At 64.5% G+C, this 16,553-nt stretch carries 16 protein-coding genes; 7 read left to right on the top strand and 9 right to left on the bottom strand.

What is annotated here, in order from left to right; all coding sequences use genetic code 11:
- Nucleotides 1-41: 41 nt before the first annotated feature.
- The 6 genes from adk to AC56K1_RS16825 all read right to left on the bottom strand — a co-directional run bounded on the left by adk (nt 42) and on the right by AC56K1_RS16825 (nt 3,915).
- On the bottom strand, nt 42-698 hold the full coding sequence (gene adk / locus AC56K1_RS16850; protein ID WP_497158944.1) for an adenylate kinase: 657 nt from the start codon (nt 696-698) through the stop codon (nt 42-44).
- A 184-nt stretch (nt 699-882) separates the two neighbouring features.
- Entirely contained in the window at nt 883-1,635 is a 753-nt protein-coding gene (gene kdsB / locus AC56K1_RS16845) for a 3-deoxy-manno-octulosonate cytidylyltransferase (protein ID WP_497158943.1), read from the bottom strand.
- An 8-nt stretch (nt 1,636-1,643) separates the two neighbouring features.
- On the bottom strand, nt 1,644-1,814 hold the full coding sequence (locus tag AC56K1_RS16840; protein ID WP_081926130.1) for a Trm112 family protein: 171 nt from the start codon (nt 1,812-1,814) through the stop codon (nt 1,644-1,646).
- The gene (gene lpxK, locus AC56K1_RS16835) at nt 1,795-2,826 is read right to left on the bottom strand and encodes a tetraacyldisaccharide 4'-kinase (RefSeq protein WP_497158942.1); all 1,032 of its coding nucleotides are present in this window, start codon (nt 2,824-2,826) and stop codon (nt 1,795-1,797) included. The genes AC56K1_RS16840 and lpxK overlap by 20 nt, the downstream gene beginning before the upstream one ends.
- Nucleotides 2,827-2,866: 40 nt before the next feature.
- The gene (locus tag AC56K1_RS16830) at nt 2,867-3,307 is read right to left on the bottom strand and encodes an ExbD/TolR family protein (protein WP_497159037.1); all 441 of its coding nucleotides are present in this window, start codon (nt 3,305-3,307) and stop codon (nt 2,867-2,869) included.
- A complete protein-coding gene (locus AC56K1_RS16825; protein WP_497158941.1) occupies nt 3,307-3,915 on the bottom strand; it encodes a MotA/TolQ/ExbB proton channel family protein in 609 nt (202 codons plus the stop codon). Before AC56K1_RS16825 ends, AC56K1_RS16830 begins: the two co-directional genes overlap by 1 nt.
- A gap of 1,281 nt (nt 3,916-5,196) precedes the next feature.
- Here AC56K1_RS16825 and xseA point away from each other — a divergent pair.
- From xseA to AC56K1_RS16800, 5 genes are all read left to right on the top strand, one after another.
- Nucleotides 5,197-6,570, top strand: coding sequence for an exodeoxyribonuclease VII large subunit (gene xseA, locus AC56K1_RS16820; RefSeq protein ID WP_497158940.1), 1,374 nt, complete (start codon nt 5,197-5,199; stop codon nt 6,568-6,570).
- Between the two features lie 99 nt (nt 6,571-6,669).
- Nucleotides 6,670-7,248 (top strand): superoxide dismutase, encoded by a 579-nt coding sequence (locus AC56K1_RS16815; protein WP_497158939.1) that lies wholly within the window; start codon nt 6,670-6,672, stop codon nt 7,246-7,248.
- 222 nt (nt 7,249-7,470) lie between these two features.
- Entirely contained in the window at nt 7,471-8,502 is a 1,032-nt protein-coding gene (locus AC56K1_RS16810; RefSeq protein ID WP_497158938.1) for a sigma 54-interacting transcriptional regulator, read from the top strand.
- A gap of 239 nt (nt 8,503-8,741) precedes the next feature.
- Nucleotides 8,742-9,005 (top strand): hypothetical protein, encoded by a 264-nt coding sequence (locus AC56K1_RS16805; RefSeq protein WP_497158937.1) that lies wholly within the window; start codon nt 8,742-8,744, stop codon nt 9,003-9,005.
- Nucleotides 9,002-11,650, top strand: coding sequence for a tyrosinase family protein (locus tag AC56K1_RS16800; RefSeq protein WP_497158936.1), 2,649 nt, complete (start codon nt 9,002-9,004; stop codon nt 11,648-11,650). The genes AC56K1_RS16805 and AC56K1_RS16800 overlap by 4 nt, the downstream gene beginning before the upstream one ends.
- A gap of 153 nt (nt 11,651-11,803) precedes the next feature.
- Here AC56K1_RS16800 and AC56K1_RS16795 read toward each other — a convergent pair whose 3' ends face one another.
- On the bottom strand, nt 11,804-12,700 hold the full coding sequence (locus AC56K1_RS16795) for a LysR substrate-binding domain-containing protein (protein ID WP_497158935.1): 897 nt from the start codon (nt 12,698-12,700) through the stop codon (nt 11,804-11,806).
- Nucleotides 12,701-12,800: 100 nt separating this feature from the next.
- On the opposite strand from AC56K1_RS16795, the gene AC56K1_RS16790 reads away from it, so the two are divergent.
- On the top strand, nt 12,801-13,874 hold the full coding sequence (locus tag AC56K1_RS16790) for a tartrate dehydrogenase (protein WP_497158934.1): 1,074 nt from the start codon (nt 12,801-12,803) through the stop codon (nt 13,872-13,874).
- Nucleotides 13,875-14,287: 413 nt separating this feature from the next.
- A complete protein-coding gene (locus AC56K1_RS16785) occupies nt 14,288-14,974 on the top strand; it encodes a response regulator (protein ID WP_497159036.1) in 687 nt (228 codons plus the stop codon).
- 31 nt (nt 14,975-15,005) lie between these two features.
- Here AC56K1_RS16785 and AC56K1_RS16780 read toward each other — a convergent pair whose 3' ends face one another.
- Nucleotides 15,006-15,701, bottom strand: a complete 696-nt coding sequence (locus AC56K1_RS16780) for a hypothetical protein (protein ID WP_497158933.1) — start codon at nt 15,699-15,701, stop codon at nt 15,006-15,008.
- A gap of 2 nt (nt 15,702-15,703) precedes the next feature.
- On the bottom strand, nt 15,704-16,549 hold the full coding sequence (locus AC56K1_RS16775; RefSeq protein WP_497158932.1) for a MipA/OmpV family protein: 846 nt from the start codon (nt 16,547-16,549) through the stop codon (nt 15,704-15,706).
- Nucleotides 16,550-16,553 lie beyond the last annotated feature (4 nt).

The raw sequence follows: 16,553 nt of genomic DNA, 5'->3' as shown, positions 1-16,553 counted from the left end.
AAAACGGCCCCGCAGGGCCGTTTTGCTTGAAGCATCTACGCTTATTCCGACAGCGCCGCGAAGGCTGCGTCGCGCACCTGGTCGACCGGGCCGACGCCGGTGATCTTGCGGTATTTCGGCGCGCCAGGCAGGCCGGACTGGGCCCACTTGTTGTAGTAGCCGAGCAGCACTTCGGTCTGGGTATGGTAGACCGTCAGGCGCTTGATGACGGTTTCTTCCTTGTCGTCGTCGCGCTGCACCAGCGGCTCGCCAGTCACGTCGTCGATGTCGGCGACCTTCGGCGGGTTGAATTTGGTGTGGTAAACGCGGCCCGAGCCCGGGTGGGTGCGGCGGCCCGACATGCGCTCGACGATCAGGTCGTCCGGCACGTCGATTTCGAGCACGTAGTCGATGGTCACGCCGCTGTCTTTCATGGCGTCGGCCTGCGCGACGGTGCGCGGGAAGCCGTCGAACAGGTAGCCGTTGGCGCAGTCGGTTTCTTTGAGGCGCTCTTTCACCAGGCCGATGATGATGTCGTCCGATACCAGCTGGCCCGCATCCATCACCTTCTTGGCAGCCAGGCCGAGTTCAGTCCCGGCCTTGATCGCCGCACGCAGCATGTCGCCGGTGGAGATCTGGGGGATGTTGAACTTTTCCTTGATGAAGTTAGCCTGGGTGCCCTTACCGGCTCCCGGTGCTCCTAGCAGAATGAGACGCATGAGTTTCCTAGATTCCTAGAGGATGTTGATGATTATTATGTTTGCCGACGGTCGGGCTTGATGCATATCTGGTTTGCTTGACACGAAAGTTACCACAAAAGTTGGCATTAACGCCAATCCAAAGGCCGCCTGCAAGCAACTTTTGATCTGGCGCAGAAGGCCTGGAATGTGACTTTCCGCGCGGTCAGTTTGAGTAATGGCGGCGCACGCGCGCCAGGTCATCCGGGGTGTCCACACCGCCCGGCGGCGCGCTCTCGGTGACGTGCACGGCAATCGGATAACCGTGCCACAGCACGCGCAATTGTTCAAGGGCCTCGATGGTTTCGAGCGGCGCAGCTTCCAGGGCCGGATAGGCCTGGAGGAAGGCATTGCTGTAGGCGTACAAGCCGATGTGGCGCAGGGGCGCATAGCCAGCCGGGAGTGAGTCGCGGGAAGCGGCGAACGCATCACGGTGCCAGGGAATCGTGGCCCGCGAAAAATACAGTGCCCGCCCCGCCTTGTCGAGCACGACTTTCACGACATTCGGGTTGAACACGTCCGCGACGTCGAGGATCGGATGGGCGCAGGTGGCCATCGGCACGCCGTCGCGAATGCGCGCGGCGCAGGCCGCCAGCAGGCTCGGGTCGATCAGCGGCTCGTCGCCCTGCAGGTTGACCACGACATCCTCAGCACCCAGGCCAAGTGCCATTGCGACTTCGGCGATGCGGTCGGTGCCCGAAGGGTGGTCGGCGCGCGTCATGCAGGCTTCGATGCCGTGCGCGGCGCAGGCCGCCAGGATGTCGGGGTGGTCGGTGGCGACGATGATGCGGGAAGCACCGGATTCGCGCGCGCGTTCGGCCACGCGCACGATCATCGGCTTGCCGCCAAGGTCGGCCAACGGCTTGTTCGGCAGGCGGGTCGAGGCCAGCCGTGCCGGAATAATGACGGTAAAGCCCATGCGGCCGCTTACACCGGCTCGATCTTGCGCGCCTGATCGGCCCACATGATCGGGATACCGTCGCGGATCGGGTAAGCCAGGCGGTCCGGGCGGCAGGTCAGTTCCTGCGCCTTCTTGTCGTACTCAAGGGGGCCCTTGCACAGCGGGCAGACCAGGATATCAAGCAGTCGAGCGTCCACGACATTTCTCCACGATTTGTTCGGCAAGCGCAGGATCGATCCGCGCCGTCACCGGTACGACCCACAAGCGCGGGTCGTCCTTCAGGTTATCAAGCTGCCGACATTTTACTGCATCCTTCTCCGTGATCAGGATGACATCGGCATCCACCGCGTCGAAGGGACGGTCGAGGAAGTCGTGGTGGTCGGGCAGCGGCAGCTCGCCTACCGTCAATCCAGCCGCGCGCAGCATGGCGAAAAAGCGCCCCGGGTTGCCGATGCCGGCGGCAGCGACGATGCGCTTGCCGATCAGTTGTTTCAAGGGCAGGCGCGCGCCGGGCCGGCTCAGGGGTTCGGCGAACTCGCCTGCGAGTTGCATCTGGAAGGGCCGGCCGCCGACCGACTTCGCCAGTGCCGGCGTGATCTCCGGAGCATTGACCACGGTGAAATCGCGCCGGCGCGAGGGCGGCTCGCGCAAGGGGCCGGCCGGCAGCAGCCAGCCATTGCCGACGCCGCGACCGTCGAACAGGACGATCTCGATGTCGCGCCCCAAGGCGTAATGCTGCAGGCCGTCGTCGGTGATGAGGACGTTTACCTCTGGGTGGGCCGCGAGCAGTCTTCTTCCCGCTTCCACGCGCTTGCGCCCGACCACGACCGGGCAACCGGCGCGCGCCGCGATCAGCAGCGGCTCGTCGCCCACTTCAACCGGACTCGACAGGGGCGTGACTTCGCGCGGTGACGCTTCCGCGCCGCCATGGCCGCGCGAAATCACACCCGGACGCATGCCGGCTGCACGCAGCGCCTCGGCCAGCCAGATCGTCAGCGGCGTCTTGCCGGTGCCACCAATAAAGATATTGCCGACCACGATGACCGGCACCGCCAGCCGCGTACTCTTGTTGATGCCGAGGCGGTACAGCAAGGCGCGGATGCCGGCCAGCAGCCGGAAGACCAGCGCGAGCGGCAGCAAGGCGAGCGCCAGCGGGCCGCGGCGCAGCCAGGCGCGGGTCAGGGTCGATTCAAGAAAAGGCGATGCCATGCTCGAGGCGGCGGGCGCGTATCGAACGCGCCCGGTCCGCTTACTTCTTCGTGCCGGTCTGGGCGGCGAAGGTCAGCTTTTCGAAGCCGGCCACGCGCGCCGCTTCCAGCACGTTGATGACCATCTGGTGCATCGCGAACTGGTCGGCGTTGACGATGACGACGGGGTCGGTTGCCGGCTGGCCGTTCGGGCCGCTGCGGGCGGCGTTCTTCAGGTCCTCGGCCAGGCCGGCCACGCTATGGAAGGACACCGGCACATTGTTCACCGTGTAGTTACCCTTGGCGTCGATCGTGACGTTGATCTCGAAGGGACGCTGCTCGGCCTTGGCGGCGTCCGCCGTCGGCAGCGTGATCTGCAGCTCGGTGAACTTGCTGTAGGTGGTCGAGACCATCACGAAAATCAGGACGACCAGCAGCACGTCGATGAACGGGATCAGGTTGATCTCCGGTTCTTCGCGCTTGCGGCCGCGGCGGAAATCCATCATTTGCGGGCACCGTGGACGACATCGACGAATTTCACGGCCTGCAGTTCCATCTCGATGACGAAGCTGTCGACCAGGGCGCGGAAGTGACGGTAGAACACCAGGGCCGGCATCGCGATGGCCAGGCCGAAACCGGTGTTATACAGCGCCACGGAAATGCCGTGCGCCAGTTGCGCCGGGTTGTTGCCGCCGGTCGGGCTCTGGGCGCCGAAAATCTCGATCATGCCCACCACCGTACCGAACAGGCCCATCAGCGGCGCCAGCGAAGCGATGGTGCCGAGTGTGGTGAGGAAGCGTTCCAGGCCCTGGGCGACGCCGCGGCCGGCTTCCTCGATCGATTCCTTCATCACGTCGCGCGGAGCATCGACATTGCGCAGCGCGGCGGCCAGCACGGTGCCGAGCGGCGAATTGTGTTCGAGCTTGTCCACCACCTCGGGGGTGACCTTGCCGGCGCGGTAGACGCGGATGACTTCGTCCAGGAGTTGTTTCGGGAGGATCTTTTCGCGGCGCAGGTAGATCAGGCGTTCCACGATCAGGGCGACAGCGACGATCGAGGCGATCAGCAAGAACCAGATTGGCCAACCTGCAGCTTGGAAGATAGCGAGCAAAACGAACTCCTGGGGCGTGAGAAATCAATTCAGCAATGTAACAAGTTGCTAGCACTGCGGCAAGTACAGTTCTGCACATCTTCTGTGGATAAAAATGTGCGCAAGGCTCTGCGATCGATCAAACATCCTTGATTTAAAAGGGGTTTTCAGGCGTGCGCAAGAAAACGGCACGTGCCAGACGTGGTCGCCCACTTTCACCTTCGCCTGTGTTGGAGAGTATTGAGACAGATCAAACCGCTGTAGTTGCGAACACATTCTGTGGACAAAATTGTGTGCAATGGGCTGTTGTTGATGCCAAGCGCTTGATTTCTAACGATAAATTTCTATAGCGCAAAAATTGAGCAGCGCCGGGTGATGCGTTTTTCCACTACGGCTCTGTGAGCTTCCTCACACTTTTTGTGGACAATAATGTTAGCAAGCCGCTTTTCTTTGGCTTAAGACCTTGATTTTAAAAGAAAAAGACCAACTGCACAAAATTTAATCACTCAGCCATTCTCCCACGGTTTCGGTGCAAAAATACCGATCCATGCACCAGTTGTTCAGCAGTTTGGCGCAGGATGCAAAGTAAGTTCAGCTCTGCACAGATTTTGTGGATAACAATGTGGTGAACGCTATGGAGTCTAGCTTAAGTCCTTGATTTCAAAGGACCGAAGCAGTCCTGCCACCGAAACGTGCAGGTGAGGGAAATAATGACCTCGGCGGTGGCTTGGCCGCCACTGGCTAGCCGGAAGCTCAGCCAATGCCTTCGGCACAACTTGCAGCCGCGGCTGCTTTGTCATCGGGGACACGATTGTGCACATATTTTGTGGACAAAATTGTGAGCAAGCCCACCCGTCATCGATTAAGTCTTTGATCTAAAACAATATAGTTTCCCAGCGACATTTTTGGGCAGGGAACTATTTTGCCCGGCGCCCTCAACCGCTCCAACACGCTACAGGCTATGCACACCTTCTGTGGACAACAATGTGATCAAGCGCCCCCGTATGCATGCTAAGTCCTTGACGCATAAGGGAAGAGTGCGGCGAGCCTCAAAATGTCGCAGTCTTGTGTCTTATGGATGAGTTGCCCACAGTTTTTGTGGATAAGCTCGTGCCCAGGGGCCGGGGCGCGCATGCAAGCCCTTGATTCCAAAGAGGAAGCAATAGAATGCATTGAAAAAAGGCAACAACGGCATCTTCCTGGCAATCGGCATTCGTGCACGCGCACGGCTGCCGATGGCACTTGTCGTTTTCGGGTAGATGTGACATAAGCATCACCTTTGTCCGTTATTCTTTGCACCCCATGGAACGTCCAGCCGACGCTGATCCCGCCTATACCGCCGCGCCCGTCATGACCGTGACGGCCCTGAACCAGCAGGTTGCCCGTCTGCTCGAACGGAGTTTTCCACTGGCCTGGATCAGCGGCGAAATTTCCAACTTCACCCGCGCCAGCTCCGGCCACTGGTATTTCACGCTGAAGGACGATGCCGCACAGGTCCGCGCCGTCATGTTCCGCAGCCGCGCGCAAAATGTCGGCTTCAATCCGCGCGAGGGCGACAAGGTCGAAGTGCGCGCGCTGGTGACCTTGTACGGCGCACGTGGCGACTACCAGATCAATGTCGAGACGATCCGCCGCGCCGGCGTCGGCGCGCTGTATGACGCCTTCGTGCGGCTGAAGGAAAAGCTGTCCAGCCAGGGCCTGTTCGACCAGGACCGCAAGCGCGCGCTGCCGCTGTTCCCGCGCACGATCGGTATCGTCACCAGCCCGCAGGCGGCCGCCCTGCGCGACGTGCTCACCGCCCTGCGCCGCCGGGCGCCGCACGTGCGCGTCATCCTCTACCCGGCGCCGGTGCAGGGACAGTTCGCCGCGGACAAGATCGCGCAAGCCATCATGACGGCATCGACCCGGCGCGAAGCCGACGTGCTGCTGGTCTGCCGCGGCGGTGGCTCGATCGAAGACCTGTGGAGCTTTAACGAGGAATGCGTGGCGCGCGCCATCGACGCCTGCACCATCCCCGTGATCTCGGGCGTCGGCCACGAAACCGACTTCACCATCGCCGACTTCGCCGCCGACGTGCGCGCCGCCACGCCCACCGCCGCCGCCGAGCTGGCGGCCACGCCGCGCGCGGACTGGCTCGGGTCCTTGTCGAGCGACGCCCAGGACCTGCGCCGCGCGATGCGCCGCAGCCTGTCCGAAGCCAGCCAGGGCGTGGACAACTACAGCCGCCGCCTGCTCAGCCCGTCGGCCCAGATCCGCCACCAGCGCGTGAAGCTGCTGTCGATGGCCGCCGCCATGACCCATGCCGTGCGCACCCCGGTGAATCGCCAGAATCTGCTGCTGTCCCAATTGCAGCAGCGCTGGATGCGCTACCGGCCCGACCTGCGCACCCTGCGCGCCCAGCTGCTGTCCGAGGGGCGCCACCTGAACGCAAGTCTGGGCAACGCGGTCAAAGGGAGGCGCGACGGGCTGGGCGCCCTGGCGGCCCAGCTGGAGCTGCTGAACCCGCAACGCACGCTCGAGCGCGGGTATGCGATCGTCCGTAATGCCAAGGGCGAGGTGCTGCGCGACCCGGCCCAGATCAAGGCGCGCAACAAGCTCACCGTACGCCTGGCCGGTGGCAGCGCGGAAATTGGCGTGTCCAGCGTGCAAGCCGTGCTGGAGGATGCGCCCGAGTGACTCGCCACCTTGCATAGCCAAGCCTGCAACATCGCGCCATCCGGTTTAGAATAACGCCGCTCTGGAACAAAATCTGTCCAACCAAATAAGGAAGAAAACATGGAACATACCCTCCCGCCACTGCCATACGCCAAAGACGCCCTGCAGCCGCACATTTCGGCCGAGACGCTGGAATACCACTACGGCAAGCACCACCAGACCTATGTCACCAACCTGAACAACATGATCAAGGGGACCGAGTTCGAAAACATGTCCCTGGAAGAGATCATCAAGAAGTCGTCGGGCGGTGTGTTCAACAATTCGGCCCAGGTGTGGAACCACACCTTCTTCTGGAACTGCATGACCCCGAACGGCTCGGGCGCACCAAGCGGCAAAGTTGCTGATGCCATCAACGCCAAGTGGGGCTCGTTCGACAAGTTCAAGGAAGAGTTCAACAAGGCCGCGCTGGGCAACTTCGGTTCCGGCTGGACCTGGCTGGTGCAAAAGGCCGACGGCGGCGTCGACATCGTCAACACCTCGAACGCCGGCACCCCGCTGACCACTTCGGACAAGGCCCTGCTCACCGCCGACGTCTGGGAACACGCCTACTACATCGACTACCGCAATGCCCGCGCCAAGTTCCTGGAAGCCTTCTGGAATGTGGCCAACTGGGACTTCGCTGAACAGAACATGGCGTAAGCCGGTCCTGTCCCGACATCCCCTGCACGGCCCGCTTGCGGGCCGTGTGTCGTTAACGCCTTGCCGATCGCCCCGGCGGCTTGACCGGCATCAGCGCGCATCGCACACCCTTGACGCAACGGGCCTCGCGAGACAGGCCCTCTCGTAGAATACCGTTGCCATATCGATGGCGGCATACCTGCCCTTACGGCAAGCCCGACAAATCCACGGCGCAAGAGTGTCATGACGAATGCATTCAGTACGGGGGGTGGTGGCGGCAGTTCCATGCACGGCATGGTGGGACAGTCTCCCCGGTTCCAGGCCGCCGTCCGCTTGATCTCGAGAATCGCGGATGTCGATGCGCCCGTGCTGATCGAGGGGGAAACGGGTACTGGCAAGGAACTGGCGGCGCAGGGCATCCATTACGGCAGCAGGCGGCGCGCCAAGCCGTTTATTCCGGCCAACTGCGGTGCGATACCGGAAAGCCTGATAGAGAACGAGCTGTTTGGCCACTCCCGCGGCGCGTTCACGGACGCGGGCGCCGCAGGGCCGGGATTATTGCGGCTGGCGCACCAGGGTTCCCTGTTTCTCGACGAAATCGATGCATTGCCGGCACGCGGCCAGGTGGCGCTTCTGCGCTTCCTGCAGGACGGCCAATATCGCCCGCTCGGCGCCCGGCATACGGAGTCGGTGGACGTGCGCATCATCGTCGCTTCCAACCGCAACCTGAAAACCCTGGTCGGCGAGCGCAGGTTTCGCGAGGACCTGCTGTTTCGCCTGCATGTGCTGTCGCTGGAAATGCCGGCCTTGCGCGATCGTCCTGGCGATCCATGGTTGCTCGCGCATCATTTCCTGAACAAGTTTACGCGGCGCTACGAGAGCTCCTGCGATCAACAAAGCCGCTCGCTTGCTGCGCATGCGCACGCCTGGTTCGATGCCTATGCGTGGCCGGGGAACGTGCGCGAACTGGAAAACCTGGTCCACCGCGTGTTCCTGCTCGAGGACGGGCCGGAGCTCCACCTGCCTGCCCCGGATTTCATCGCGCCCGGCCATTCCGGCCAGTGCCCGCCGCAGGACGCCGTCGACGCCGCACGGCCCTATGCGCTGGCCCGCGCGCAGGCACTCGACGCCTTCCACCAGCACTACCTGCGGGCGCTCCTGCACCGCACCCACGGCAACGTCACCCTGGCGGCCCACCTGGCCGGCAAGGAAAGGCGTGCCCTCGGCAAGCTCCTGCAGAAATACCAGGTCGACCCTTCCCGTTTCCGTCAGTGAGCCCGGCGCTCCGGATGCGCTTGGCGTGTTTCCGCCGGGTCGGAAATGACCCGCCGGGTCGGGCCGGGCCGGGTGCGCGTTGACCCAGGCTACGTCCATCGTCCCCCGTCGCCTCCTGGTAATCAAGGCTCGCTCCTGTCGATCCAGCGCTGGCACATGGGTTGCTTTGTCATTGCACACAGTGGAAGGCCGGGGCATCTTGCCGCGACCTGTCCGAACTGCAAACGAAAGGAGCGGGCATGCCATCCACAGCGGGAAAGAAGCCAGATCCGGAGTCAACCGAGCATGACGTGGACGGGCATTCGGTCCGGATCGTCCACGGGCCCGACCACGAGGAATTGTGGATCGACGGCACGCGCCGGCGTTTCTTCAAGAACTCCGGCGGTTATGTCCTGGCCGACAATGCCTATGTGCCCGCATGCGACAGCCTGCTCGAGGCGGTGCGCAGCTACCTGAGCCAGGCCGAGGGCGCGAAGCCCGGCGAACGGAGGGGAGAACGATGATGCGCTGCCGAAAGAACTTCATCGACCTGAGCCCGGTGGAGCGCGAGCGGCTCGCGGACGCGCTGAACGACGCGTTCAGCCGCGGCGTCATCAGCGACTTCGCCGGCGAGCATGACGAGCACTTCAATCACGGCATCCATTGGGGGCCCGCCTTCCTCCCATGGCACCGCCACTTCCTGCTCCGGCTGGAATGGGAACTGCGGCAATTCGACGACCGGGTCAGCCTGCCCTACTGGGACTGGACGCGGCCGGATTCGCGCGACCTCGATGTCGAGCCGTGGAAATCCTTCTTCGGCGGGCGCAACAACAGTGGCGGCCGTTTCGACCATTGGGACTATACGCGCCGCAGCGACTCCGCCGGCGTGGTCCTCCCGAGCCTGGCCAATGTGCTCGGCGAGCTCGGCCCCACCAGCTACTCCGCGTTCCGGGCAATCGAATGCGGCACCCATGTTCCCGGCCACACCTGGATCGGCGAAACCATGGGCGGCGGGCGCTCGCCGGACGATCCCCTGTTCTATCTCCACCACGGCAATATCGACCGCCTCTGGGCCATCTGGCAGCTCAATCACCCGGCGCCGGCCTTCGAGCAATATTCGGGCGCCACGAGCACCTGCAACGAGGACAACGATGCCTTCGTCGACCTGAATTCGCCGATGCACGGAGGCGCGACGCCCGCGTCCATGCTCGACCATGCTGCGCTCGGCTACGTCTACCATCGCGACGATGTGTTGCTCGCCGCCGCGCAGGCGCAGGGAATGACGGGGTTCATACCGGGCGATCCGCTCACGGTGGTGCTCGACACGCCGCAAGTCACCTTCAACGACGTGCCCGAGGGTGACACGACCCACCGCGCGGCGCTGTTCCGGATCAGCGGCTGCGGAGGGCTGATGTTCGAGGCCGCCATCACATCGGGGCCTTTCACCCTCGCGGACCCAAGTCCGTATTCGTTCCCCGGCAGTAGTTTCCCGACCGACCAGTTCCGGATCTGGGTCCAATACACCGGCCGCGCTCCCGGAACATCCGACCTGGGATTGATGCGTGTCGTGGCGCGCAATACCTTCGGCGACGAGCTCTGGCGCGACGACGATGTCCCGATCGCCGCCAACTCCGTCCGCCGGCCAAGGGCCTCGGTCACCCTGGTGCTCGACGAGTCCGGAAGCATGCTCGCCAATGCCGGCAACAACCGGATGCGCCTGGAAGTACTCCAGTTCGCCGCCACCACCTTCGTCGACCAGCTCTTCGACGACAATGGCGTCGCGATGGTCGCCTTTTCCGATGCCGCCCAGACCATCCGCGACCTCGAGCCCGCCGGTGCGCTCACGTCAAGCGTGCGCAACGATGTGCGGCTGAAGATCACCCAGCACGGTCCGCCCGACGCCTATCCCCACACCTGCATCGGCGCCGGCATCCAGCAGGCCGCGGACCTGATCGGCGCATCACCGATCAAGGACGACTTCGAGATCAATGCCACCGTCGTCTTCACCGACGGCATCGAGGACCGCTCGCCGCGGATCGCCGACGTGCGGCATCTCATCACCAACCGGGTCTATGCCGTGGGCGTTGCCGACGCGGCGAATGTCCAGAACGACATCCTGCGCGCGATCGCCGACGATTCGGGCGGGTTCATGCTGGTCACGGGCGCCCTTGCACAGGATGACGAATTCCTGCTCGAGAAATTCTTCATCCAGATCCTGGCCGGCGTCCTCAACCGGGACATCATCCGCGATCCGGAGGGCTCGGTCGGCTTTGGCGAGGTGGCGCGCGTCCCCTTCTCGATCACGCGCTCGGACATCGCCTTCGATGCCGTCGCCCTCACCCGCGCGCCGCAGTTCCTGGCCATTGCCTTGCAGGCCCCGGACGGAACGATCATCGGGGTTTCCCAGCTCCCGCCCGGAGCCTACCGGCCCGGGGCGACCTCGCGCAGCCTGCGCGTGACGCTTCCAGTCCTGCTCGATGGCAAGGAGCATTGGGAAGGCGAATGGCACCTGCTGCTTGCTCTGATGGGCCGGGGCGACGCCGTAAAGCTGGCGAACCTGCCCGGCGCCGGCGCGGTGGCGGGCCAGGCGGCGCGCCTTCCCTTCCATGCCCTGTTCCATGCGCGTTCCAACCTGAACATGCGCGCCACGCTCAGCCAGAACGGCGTCGCGCCGGGCTCGACGCTGTACCTGCGCGCCACGCTCACCGAATACGGGCGGCCGCTCGCCACGCACCCGTTCATCAACGCGACACTGACGCTCCCGGACCGGTCGACTACCATCCTGCCGCTCCACGAGACCGATGTCGGGGTATTCGAGGCATCGATGCTGGCCACGCAGAACGGGGCCTACCGTTTCCACCTGGTGGCCGAAGGCCTTGCCTCGCGGGGAGCGAAGTTCACGCGCGAGCAGCTGCTGTCGGCCGTAATCGGCCGGGCGTCCCAGCCGGGCGATCCGCGGCCGGGCGAAGGTGGCGACAACGGTAACGGCGGCAATGGCCCGGGCAAGGACGGGTGGAAGGACTTCCTCTGCTGCCTGCTGAGCGAACGCGTGCTCACGGGCCGGTTCGCCGAATTTGCCAAGCGAATCGGCATCGATGTCGATCAGTTGAGACCTTGCGCCAGGCGCCTGTGCGAGCACCGCGACGAGCCGCCGCCGTCCCTGCGGTGAGCGCGAACGCGGGAAGGGCCGCCCGTGGCCGCGGGCTGCCCTTTCCCGACGCCAGGCGGCCAACATACGAGGACGCCAAGGATTCCAATCAATGCGAACATCCCGGCATCGTGCGGTCGGCCCTGCCGGCCCGGGGCGCATCGCACCGGCCGGCTAGCCGCCTTCCTGCAGATGACTGCGCAGGAAGTCCACGCACACCCTCACCCTGCCCGACCCGGCGAGCCGCTGCGGATACACCGCCCACACGTTCGCCGGCTGCGTGTAGTCCGGCAGCACCTGCACCAGCGCGCCGCTGTCGAGGTAGGCGCGCGCATCCCACTGCGAGCGCAGCACGATGCCGGCGCCCTCCACCGCCCACATCAGGGCGATCTCGCCGTGATTGGTCGACAGCGCGCCCGACACCCGCACGGTTTCTTCGCCATGCCTGCCATGCAAGCGCCAGGTGCCGAGCGGATGGTCGCGCTCCTTGATCGGCAGGCACAGGTGGCCGGCGAGGTCGGCCAGCGTCTTCGGCACGCCGTGCTGCGCCAGGTAGGCGGGCGCGGCGCACAGGATGCGGTGGTTGTCCATGAGCTTGCGCGCGACCAGCTGTGGCGGGATGCTGTCGCCGATGCGCACGTCCAGGTCGAATCCCTCGGCTACCTGGTCGACCAGCCGGTCGAACACCTCGAAGCGGATCTGCAATGTCGGATGCGCGGCGGCCAGCCTGGCGATCACCGGCGCCACCAGCTTGCGCCCGAAGCCGAAGCTGCTGCAGATGCGCAGGCGTCCGGCCGGTTCGCGGCGCCGCTCCGACAGATCGTCGACCATGTCGTCGAGTTGCTCCAGAATGAGCTGGGCGCGGCCATACACCTGTGCCCCGTCGTCCGTGATCACGATACGCCGCGTCGAGCGCTCGAACAGGCGCACGCCCAAGGCGTCTTCCAGCATGCCGATGCGCTTGCTCACGAAGGCGGGCGACATGCCGAGTTCCTCGGCCGCGCCGCTGAAGCTCCCCTTGCGCACCACGCTCACCAGGACCCGCAGGTCGCCGTTTTCCACATTATTCACGATTCGTGTTCCATGAACGCACAATGACCTGGATTATAAACACTTCGTTTCTTTGCTAAGCTTGATACCAATATCAACACGCCATTATTGAGGAAAAACGATGAACACCCACAGGATCGCCGTCATCGCCGGGGATGGCATCGGCAAGGAAGTCATGCCGGAAGGCCTGCGCGCCTTGGAAGCGGTGGCCAGGCGCTTCGGCATCAAGTTCGACTTCGTCAGCTTCGAATGGGCCAGCTGCGACTACTACGCGCAGCACGGCAAGATGATGCCGGACGACTGGAAGGAGCAGCTGGCAGGCGTTGATGCGATCTTCTTCGGCGCGGTCGGCTGGCCCGACATCGTCCCCGACCACATCTCGCTGTGGGGCTCGCTGCTGAAGTTCCGGCGCGAATTCGACCAGTACGTCAACCTGCGCCCAGTGCGCCTGATGGCGGGCGTGCCCTGCCCGCTCGCGAACAAGCAGCCGGGCGACATCGATTTCTACGTGGTGCGCGAAAACACCGAGGGCGAATACTCGGCCGTCGGCGGGCGCATGTTCGAAGGCACGGACCGCGAGCTGGTGCTGCAGGAAGCGATCTTCACCCGCCACGGCACCGACCGCATCCTGAAGTACGCCTTCGAGCTGGCCCAGCGCCGCCCAAAAAAGCACCTGACGGCTGCCACCAAGTCGAACGGGATCGCCATCTCGATGCCATACTGGGACGAGCGCGTGGCAGCGATGGGCGAGTCCTACCCGGAGGTCCGCTGGGACAAATACCACGTCGATATCCTGGCGGCGCGCTTCGTGCTCTCGCCCGAGCGCTTCGACGTGGTAGTGGCCTCGAACCTGTTCGGCGACATCCTGTCCGACCTGGGCCCGGCCTGCGCCGGCACGATCGGGATTGCGCCATCAAGCAACCTGAATCCCGAGCGCAGCTTCCCCTCGCTGTTCGAGCCCGTGCACGGCTCGGCGCCGGACATCTACGGCAAGAACATCGCCAACCCGATCGCGATGATCTGGTCGGGGGCGATGATGCTGGAGTTTTTGGGACATACCGAGGCGCACGATGCCGTCATGGCGGCAATCGAGCATTGCCTGGTAAAGGGGCCGCGCACGCCGGATATGGGCGGGACGGCCAATACGACGGAAGTGGGTGTGGCGATCAGCGAGCGTATCGCGGCGGCAGGATAGCCGCGATCCGTAGGGTGGGCGGCGTCATTCAGGCCAGTGGCCTGAATGACGCCCACAGGTTCAACAAGCGTGAGAATGGACGCAACGCATCGACGCATACGTCAGTTGAACGCGCGGCCGGCAAAGCCGGCCACCCTACGACCTGCCTCCCTTCAACAGGCAGGCATTCAAACACTCCCCCCGCATCAAACAGATCATCCGCATTCGCCTTCTCGGCGAACCCTCGCCCCTCGCGTTCGCCGTCATGTGGCACAGCTCAGCAGGCAAGCGCGCCCAGGCGTAAGATGTTCGTCCCGGGCTGCATTCATCGCGCATCAAATGTCATCAAACTGTACGCAAACGTCCCCTCTTTGTAGGGACTGTGCTTTTAGATAAGTGGTCTTATACAATCATGGACCAAGGAGAAAATGAGCATGTACCGAGTGATGTTGGTGGAAGACGATGCGCGCCTGGCCGAGCTCGTCATGGAATACCTGTCCGGCTATGAATTCGCGGTCGACCTGGTCACGCGCGGCGACGCGGCGCTGGAGAGCTTCAAGGCGCTGTCGCCGGACGTGGTGGTGCTCGACCTGATGCTGCCCGGGCTGGACGGCATGGTCGTGTGCCGCCAGATCCGCGAGATTTCCGAGGTGCCGATCCTGATCCTGACGGCGCGCGAGGATTCCTACGACGAGGTCTCGGGCCTGGAACAGGGCGCCGACGATTTCGTCAACAAGCCGGTCCAGCCGCGCGTGCTGCTGGCGCGCCTGCGCGCGCTGATGCGACGCACCCAGGCCAAGGGCGGCCTTGACGCGCGCGTGCTCCAGTTCGGCGCCCTGCGCATCGTCACCACCGACCGCAGCGTGACCTGGCGCGGCGAAGCCTGCGTGCTGTCGAATACCGAATACAAGCTGCTGCTGGTGCTGGCCGAAGCAGCCGGCCGCGTGCTGTCGCGCGACGCGCTGCTCAAGAAGATGCGCGGGATCGAGTTCGATGGTCTGGACCGCAGCATCGACAACTGCATCTCGAAGCTGCGCCGCAAGTTCGACGATGCGGAGTCGGAGAAGATCAAGACGGTGTGGGGGGAAGGCTACCTGTTCTCGCCATCGGCGTGGAATTAGCCACTGTCACGATATCGCCCGCAGCGCGGCCCTACTCGAACAAAGGCACGATCGCCAGCGGCGCACTATACGTAATCAGCTGCCCGCTCTCCGCCCCGAAGCGGTAAGTCGCCGCCGGGAAGTCGTTATCGATATCTCCCGCGAACGCCGGCCCCGCCACCAGCTGCAGCGGCTGCTCGCCCTCCGGGCGGCGCAGCTTGACCGACACGTCGCCGCTCTTCTTCGGGAACACCATGCGCACCCCTACGCACTGGCGCGAGCGCGCGGTGGCGTCCACGTGACGGGCAAAGGCGAGCGCCTGCTCGCAGGCGGCGCGCAGGCCGGTCGTGTCGTAGGTGTTGTCCAGCTGCGGCGCGATCGACACGCGCGAGCGCAGCGCGAAGCCGCCCAGCCGGCGGTTGGGCGCCAGCACCGCGTTGTCGTCATAGGCGGCCTTCACCAGCGGCAGCACGCCGCGGCCCAGCGCGTCGAGCGCAAGGCTGGTCTGCACGGTCTTGCCGGTCAGCGCGAGCTGGATGCCCTCGCCCAGCACGCCCTTCTCGCGCGGCACCAGCTGCAGGTGGTTGTGAAGCAGGTTCTTGGCGCCGCCGTATTTTTCGAACACCACCATGGCGCGGTAGGCGTCGCGATAGCTCGCCCATTCCAGCGCGTGCAACTGCGCCTGCGCCAGGGCCAGGGAGGCCGTGGACAGGAGGCAGACGCTTGCAGTGGCGTGGGCGAGGCGCATGATCAGAACCGGTAAGCCAGTGCGGTCGAAACCGTGAGGTTGGTGGGCCGCTCGATGAGCGGGCTGCGGCGTGCGTCGCCAGTCAGGCGGGCCGCCTGCACGGTCGAGGTCACGATCCAGGATGGCGCCAGGGTCCAGTTCCAGCGCGCGCCCACGTGCACGTCCTTCATGCCGCCTCGCGGGCGGTATTCCAGGTTGCCGCCGGCGGAGGCTTCGTCCGGGGTGACGCCGAAGTAGGCGCGGTTGTAGGCGCTGTTGACGAAACTGGCGCCGGCCGACAGCGACACCGTGTGGTGCGGCGCGACCTGCAGCGCCAGGCGCTGGATGCCGAGCTGGGCGCGCACGCCGTCGCGGTCGTTGCCGGAACCGGCCAGGATGCTGCTCGTCAGGCGCCACTCGGGCGCCACGTAATAATTCAAGAAGCCGCCGCCTTCGAGGCGCAGTTTGATTTCGTCCATGCCGGCCAGCCGGTTCATGCCGAACAGGCCCTCGCGGGCGGTAACCGGCAGCAGGGTAGCACCCTGGGTGTCGCCGATGCGCCCGCCGGTGCCGGACAAGCTGCGGCGCGGATGGAGCGAGAGCAGCGGGCCGTATTCGAGCGTCGGATGACCTGACAAATGGATGCCGGCGCTCATGCCGGAAATGAAGGCGCCGCCGCTCCACTGGACCTGCAGCACCGGCAGTGCGGATACTTTCCGGCCGTCCGCTCCTTCGTACCGCGGCGCCGAGACGGCGCCCAGCCCCGCATACATGTCGCGGCTGCCGTCGGGCATCGGGTTGGTGGTCGGCGTCTGGGCGCTCGCAGCGCCGCCACAGAGGGCCAGGACCAGGACGAAAAGCTTTTTCATGTCG

The organism is Telluria sp. ZB4P37, from assembly GCF_059685855.1.
Note: the sequence above shows the minus strand (reverse complement) of the source record. Positions and strands in the feature narration are given on the sequence as shown.

Coding starts and splice junctions, on each gene's coding strand:
- adk (WP_497158944.1), bottom strand. CDS start 698: ATGCGTCTCATTCTGCTAGGAGCACCGGGAGCCGGTAAGGGCACCCAG.
- kdsB (WP_497158943.1), bottom strand. CDS start 1,635: ATGGGCTTTACCGTCATTATTCCGGCACGGCTGGCCTCGACCCGCCTG.
- lpxK (WP_497158942.1), bottom strand. CDS start 2,826: ATGGCATCGCCTTTTCTTGAATCGACCCTGACCCGCGCCTGGCTGCGC.
- AC56K1_RS16830 (WP_497159037.1), bottom strand. CDS start 3,307: ATGGATTTCCGCCGCGGCCGCAAGCGCGAAGAACCGGAGATCAACCTG.
- xseA (WP_497158940.1), top strand. CDS start 5,197: ATGGAACGTCCAGCCGACGCTGATCCCGCCTATACCGCCGCGCCCGTC.
- AC56K1_RS16815 (WP_497158939.1), top strand. CDS start 6,670: ATGGAACATACCCTCCCGCCACTGCCATACGCCAAAGACGCCCTGCAG.
- AC56K1_RS16810 (WP_497158938.1), top strand. CDS start 7,471: ATGACGAATGCATTCAGTACGGGGGGTGGTGGCGGCAGTTCCATGCAC.
- AC56K1_RS16805 (WP_497158937.1), top strand. CDS start 8,742: ATGCCATCCACAGCGGGAAAGAAGCCAGATCCGGAGTCAACCGAGCAT.
- AC56K1_RS16800 (WP_497158936.1), top strand. CDS start 9,002: ATGATGCGCTGCCGAAAGAACTTCATCGACCTGAGCCCGGTGGAGCGC.
- AC56K1_RS16790 (WP_497158934.1), top strand. CDS start 12,801: ATGAACACCCACAGGATCGCCGTCATCGCCGGGGATGGCATCGGCAAG.
- AC56K1_RS16785 (WP_497159036.1), top strand. CDS start 14,288: ATGTACCGAGTGATGTTGGTGGAAGACGATGCGCGCCTGGCCGAGCTC.
- AC56K1_RS16780 (WP_497158933.1), bottom strand. CDS start 15,701: ATGCGCCTCGCCCACGCCACTGCAAGCGTCTGCCTCCTGTCCACGGCC.
- AC56K1_RS16775 (WP_497158932.1), bottom strand. CDS start 16,549: ATGAAAAAGCTTTTCGTCCTGGTCCTGGCCCTCTGTGGCGGCGCTGCG.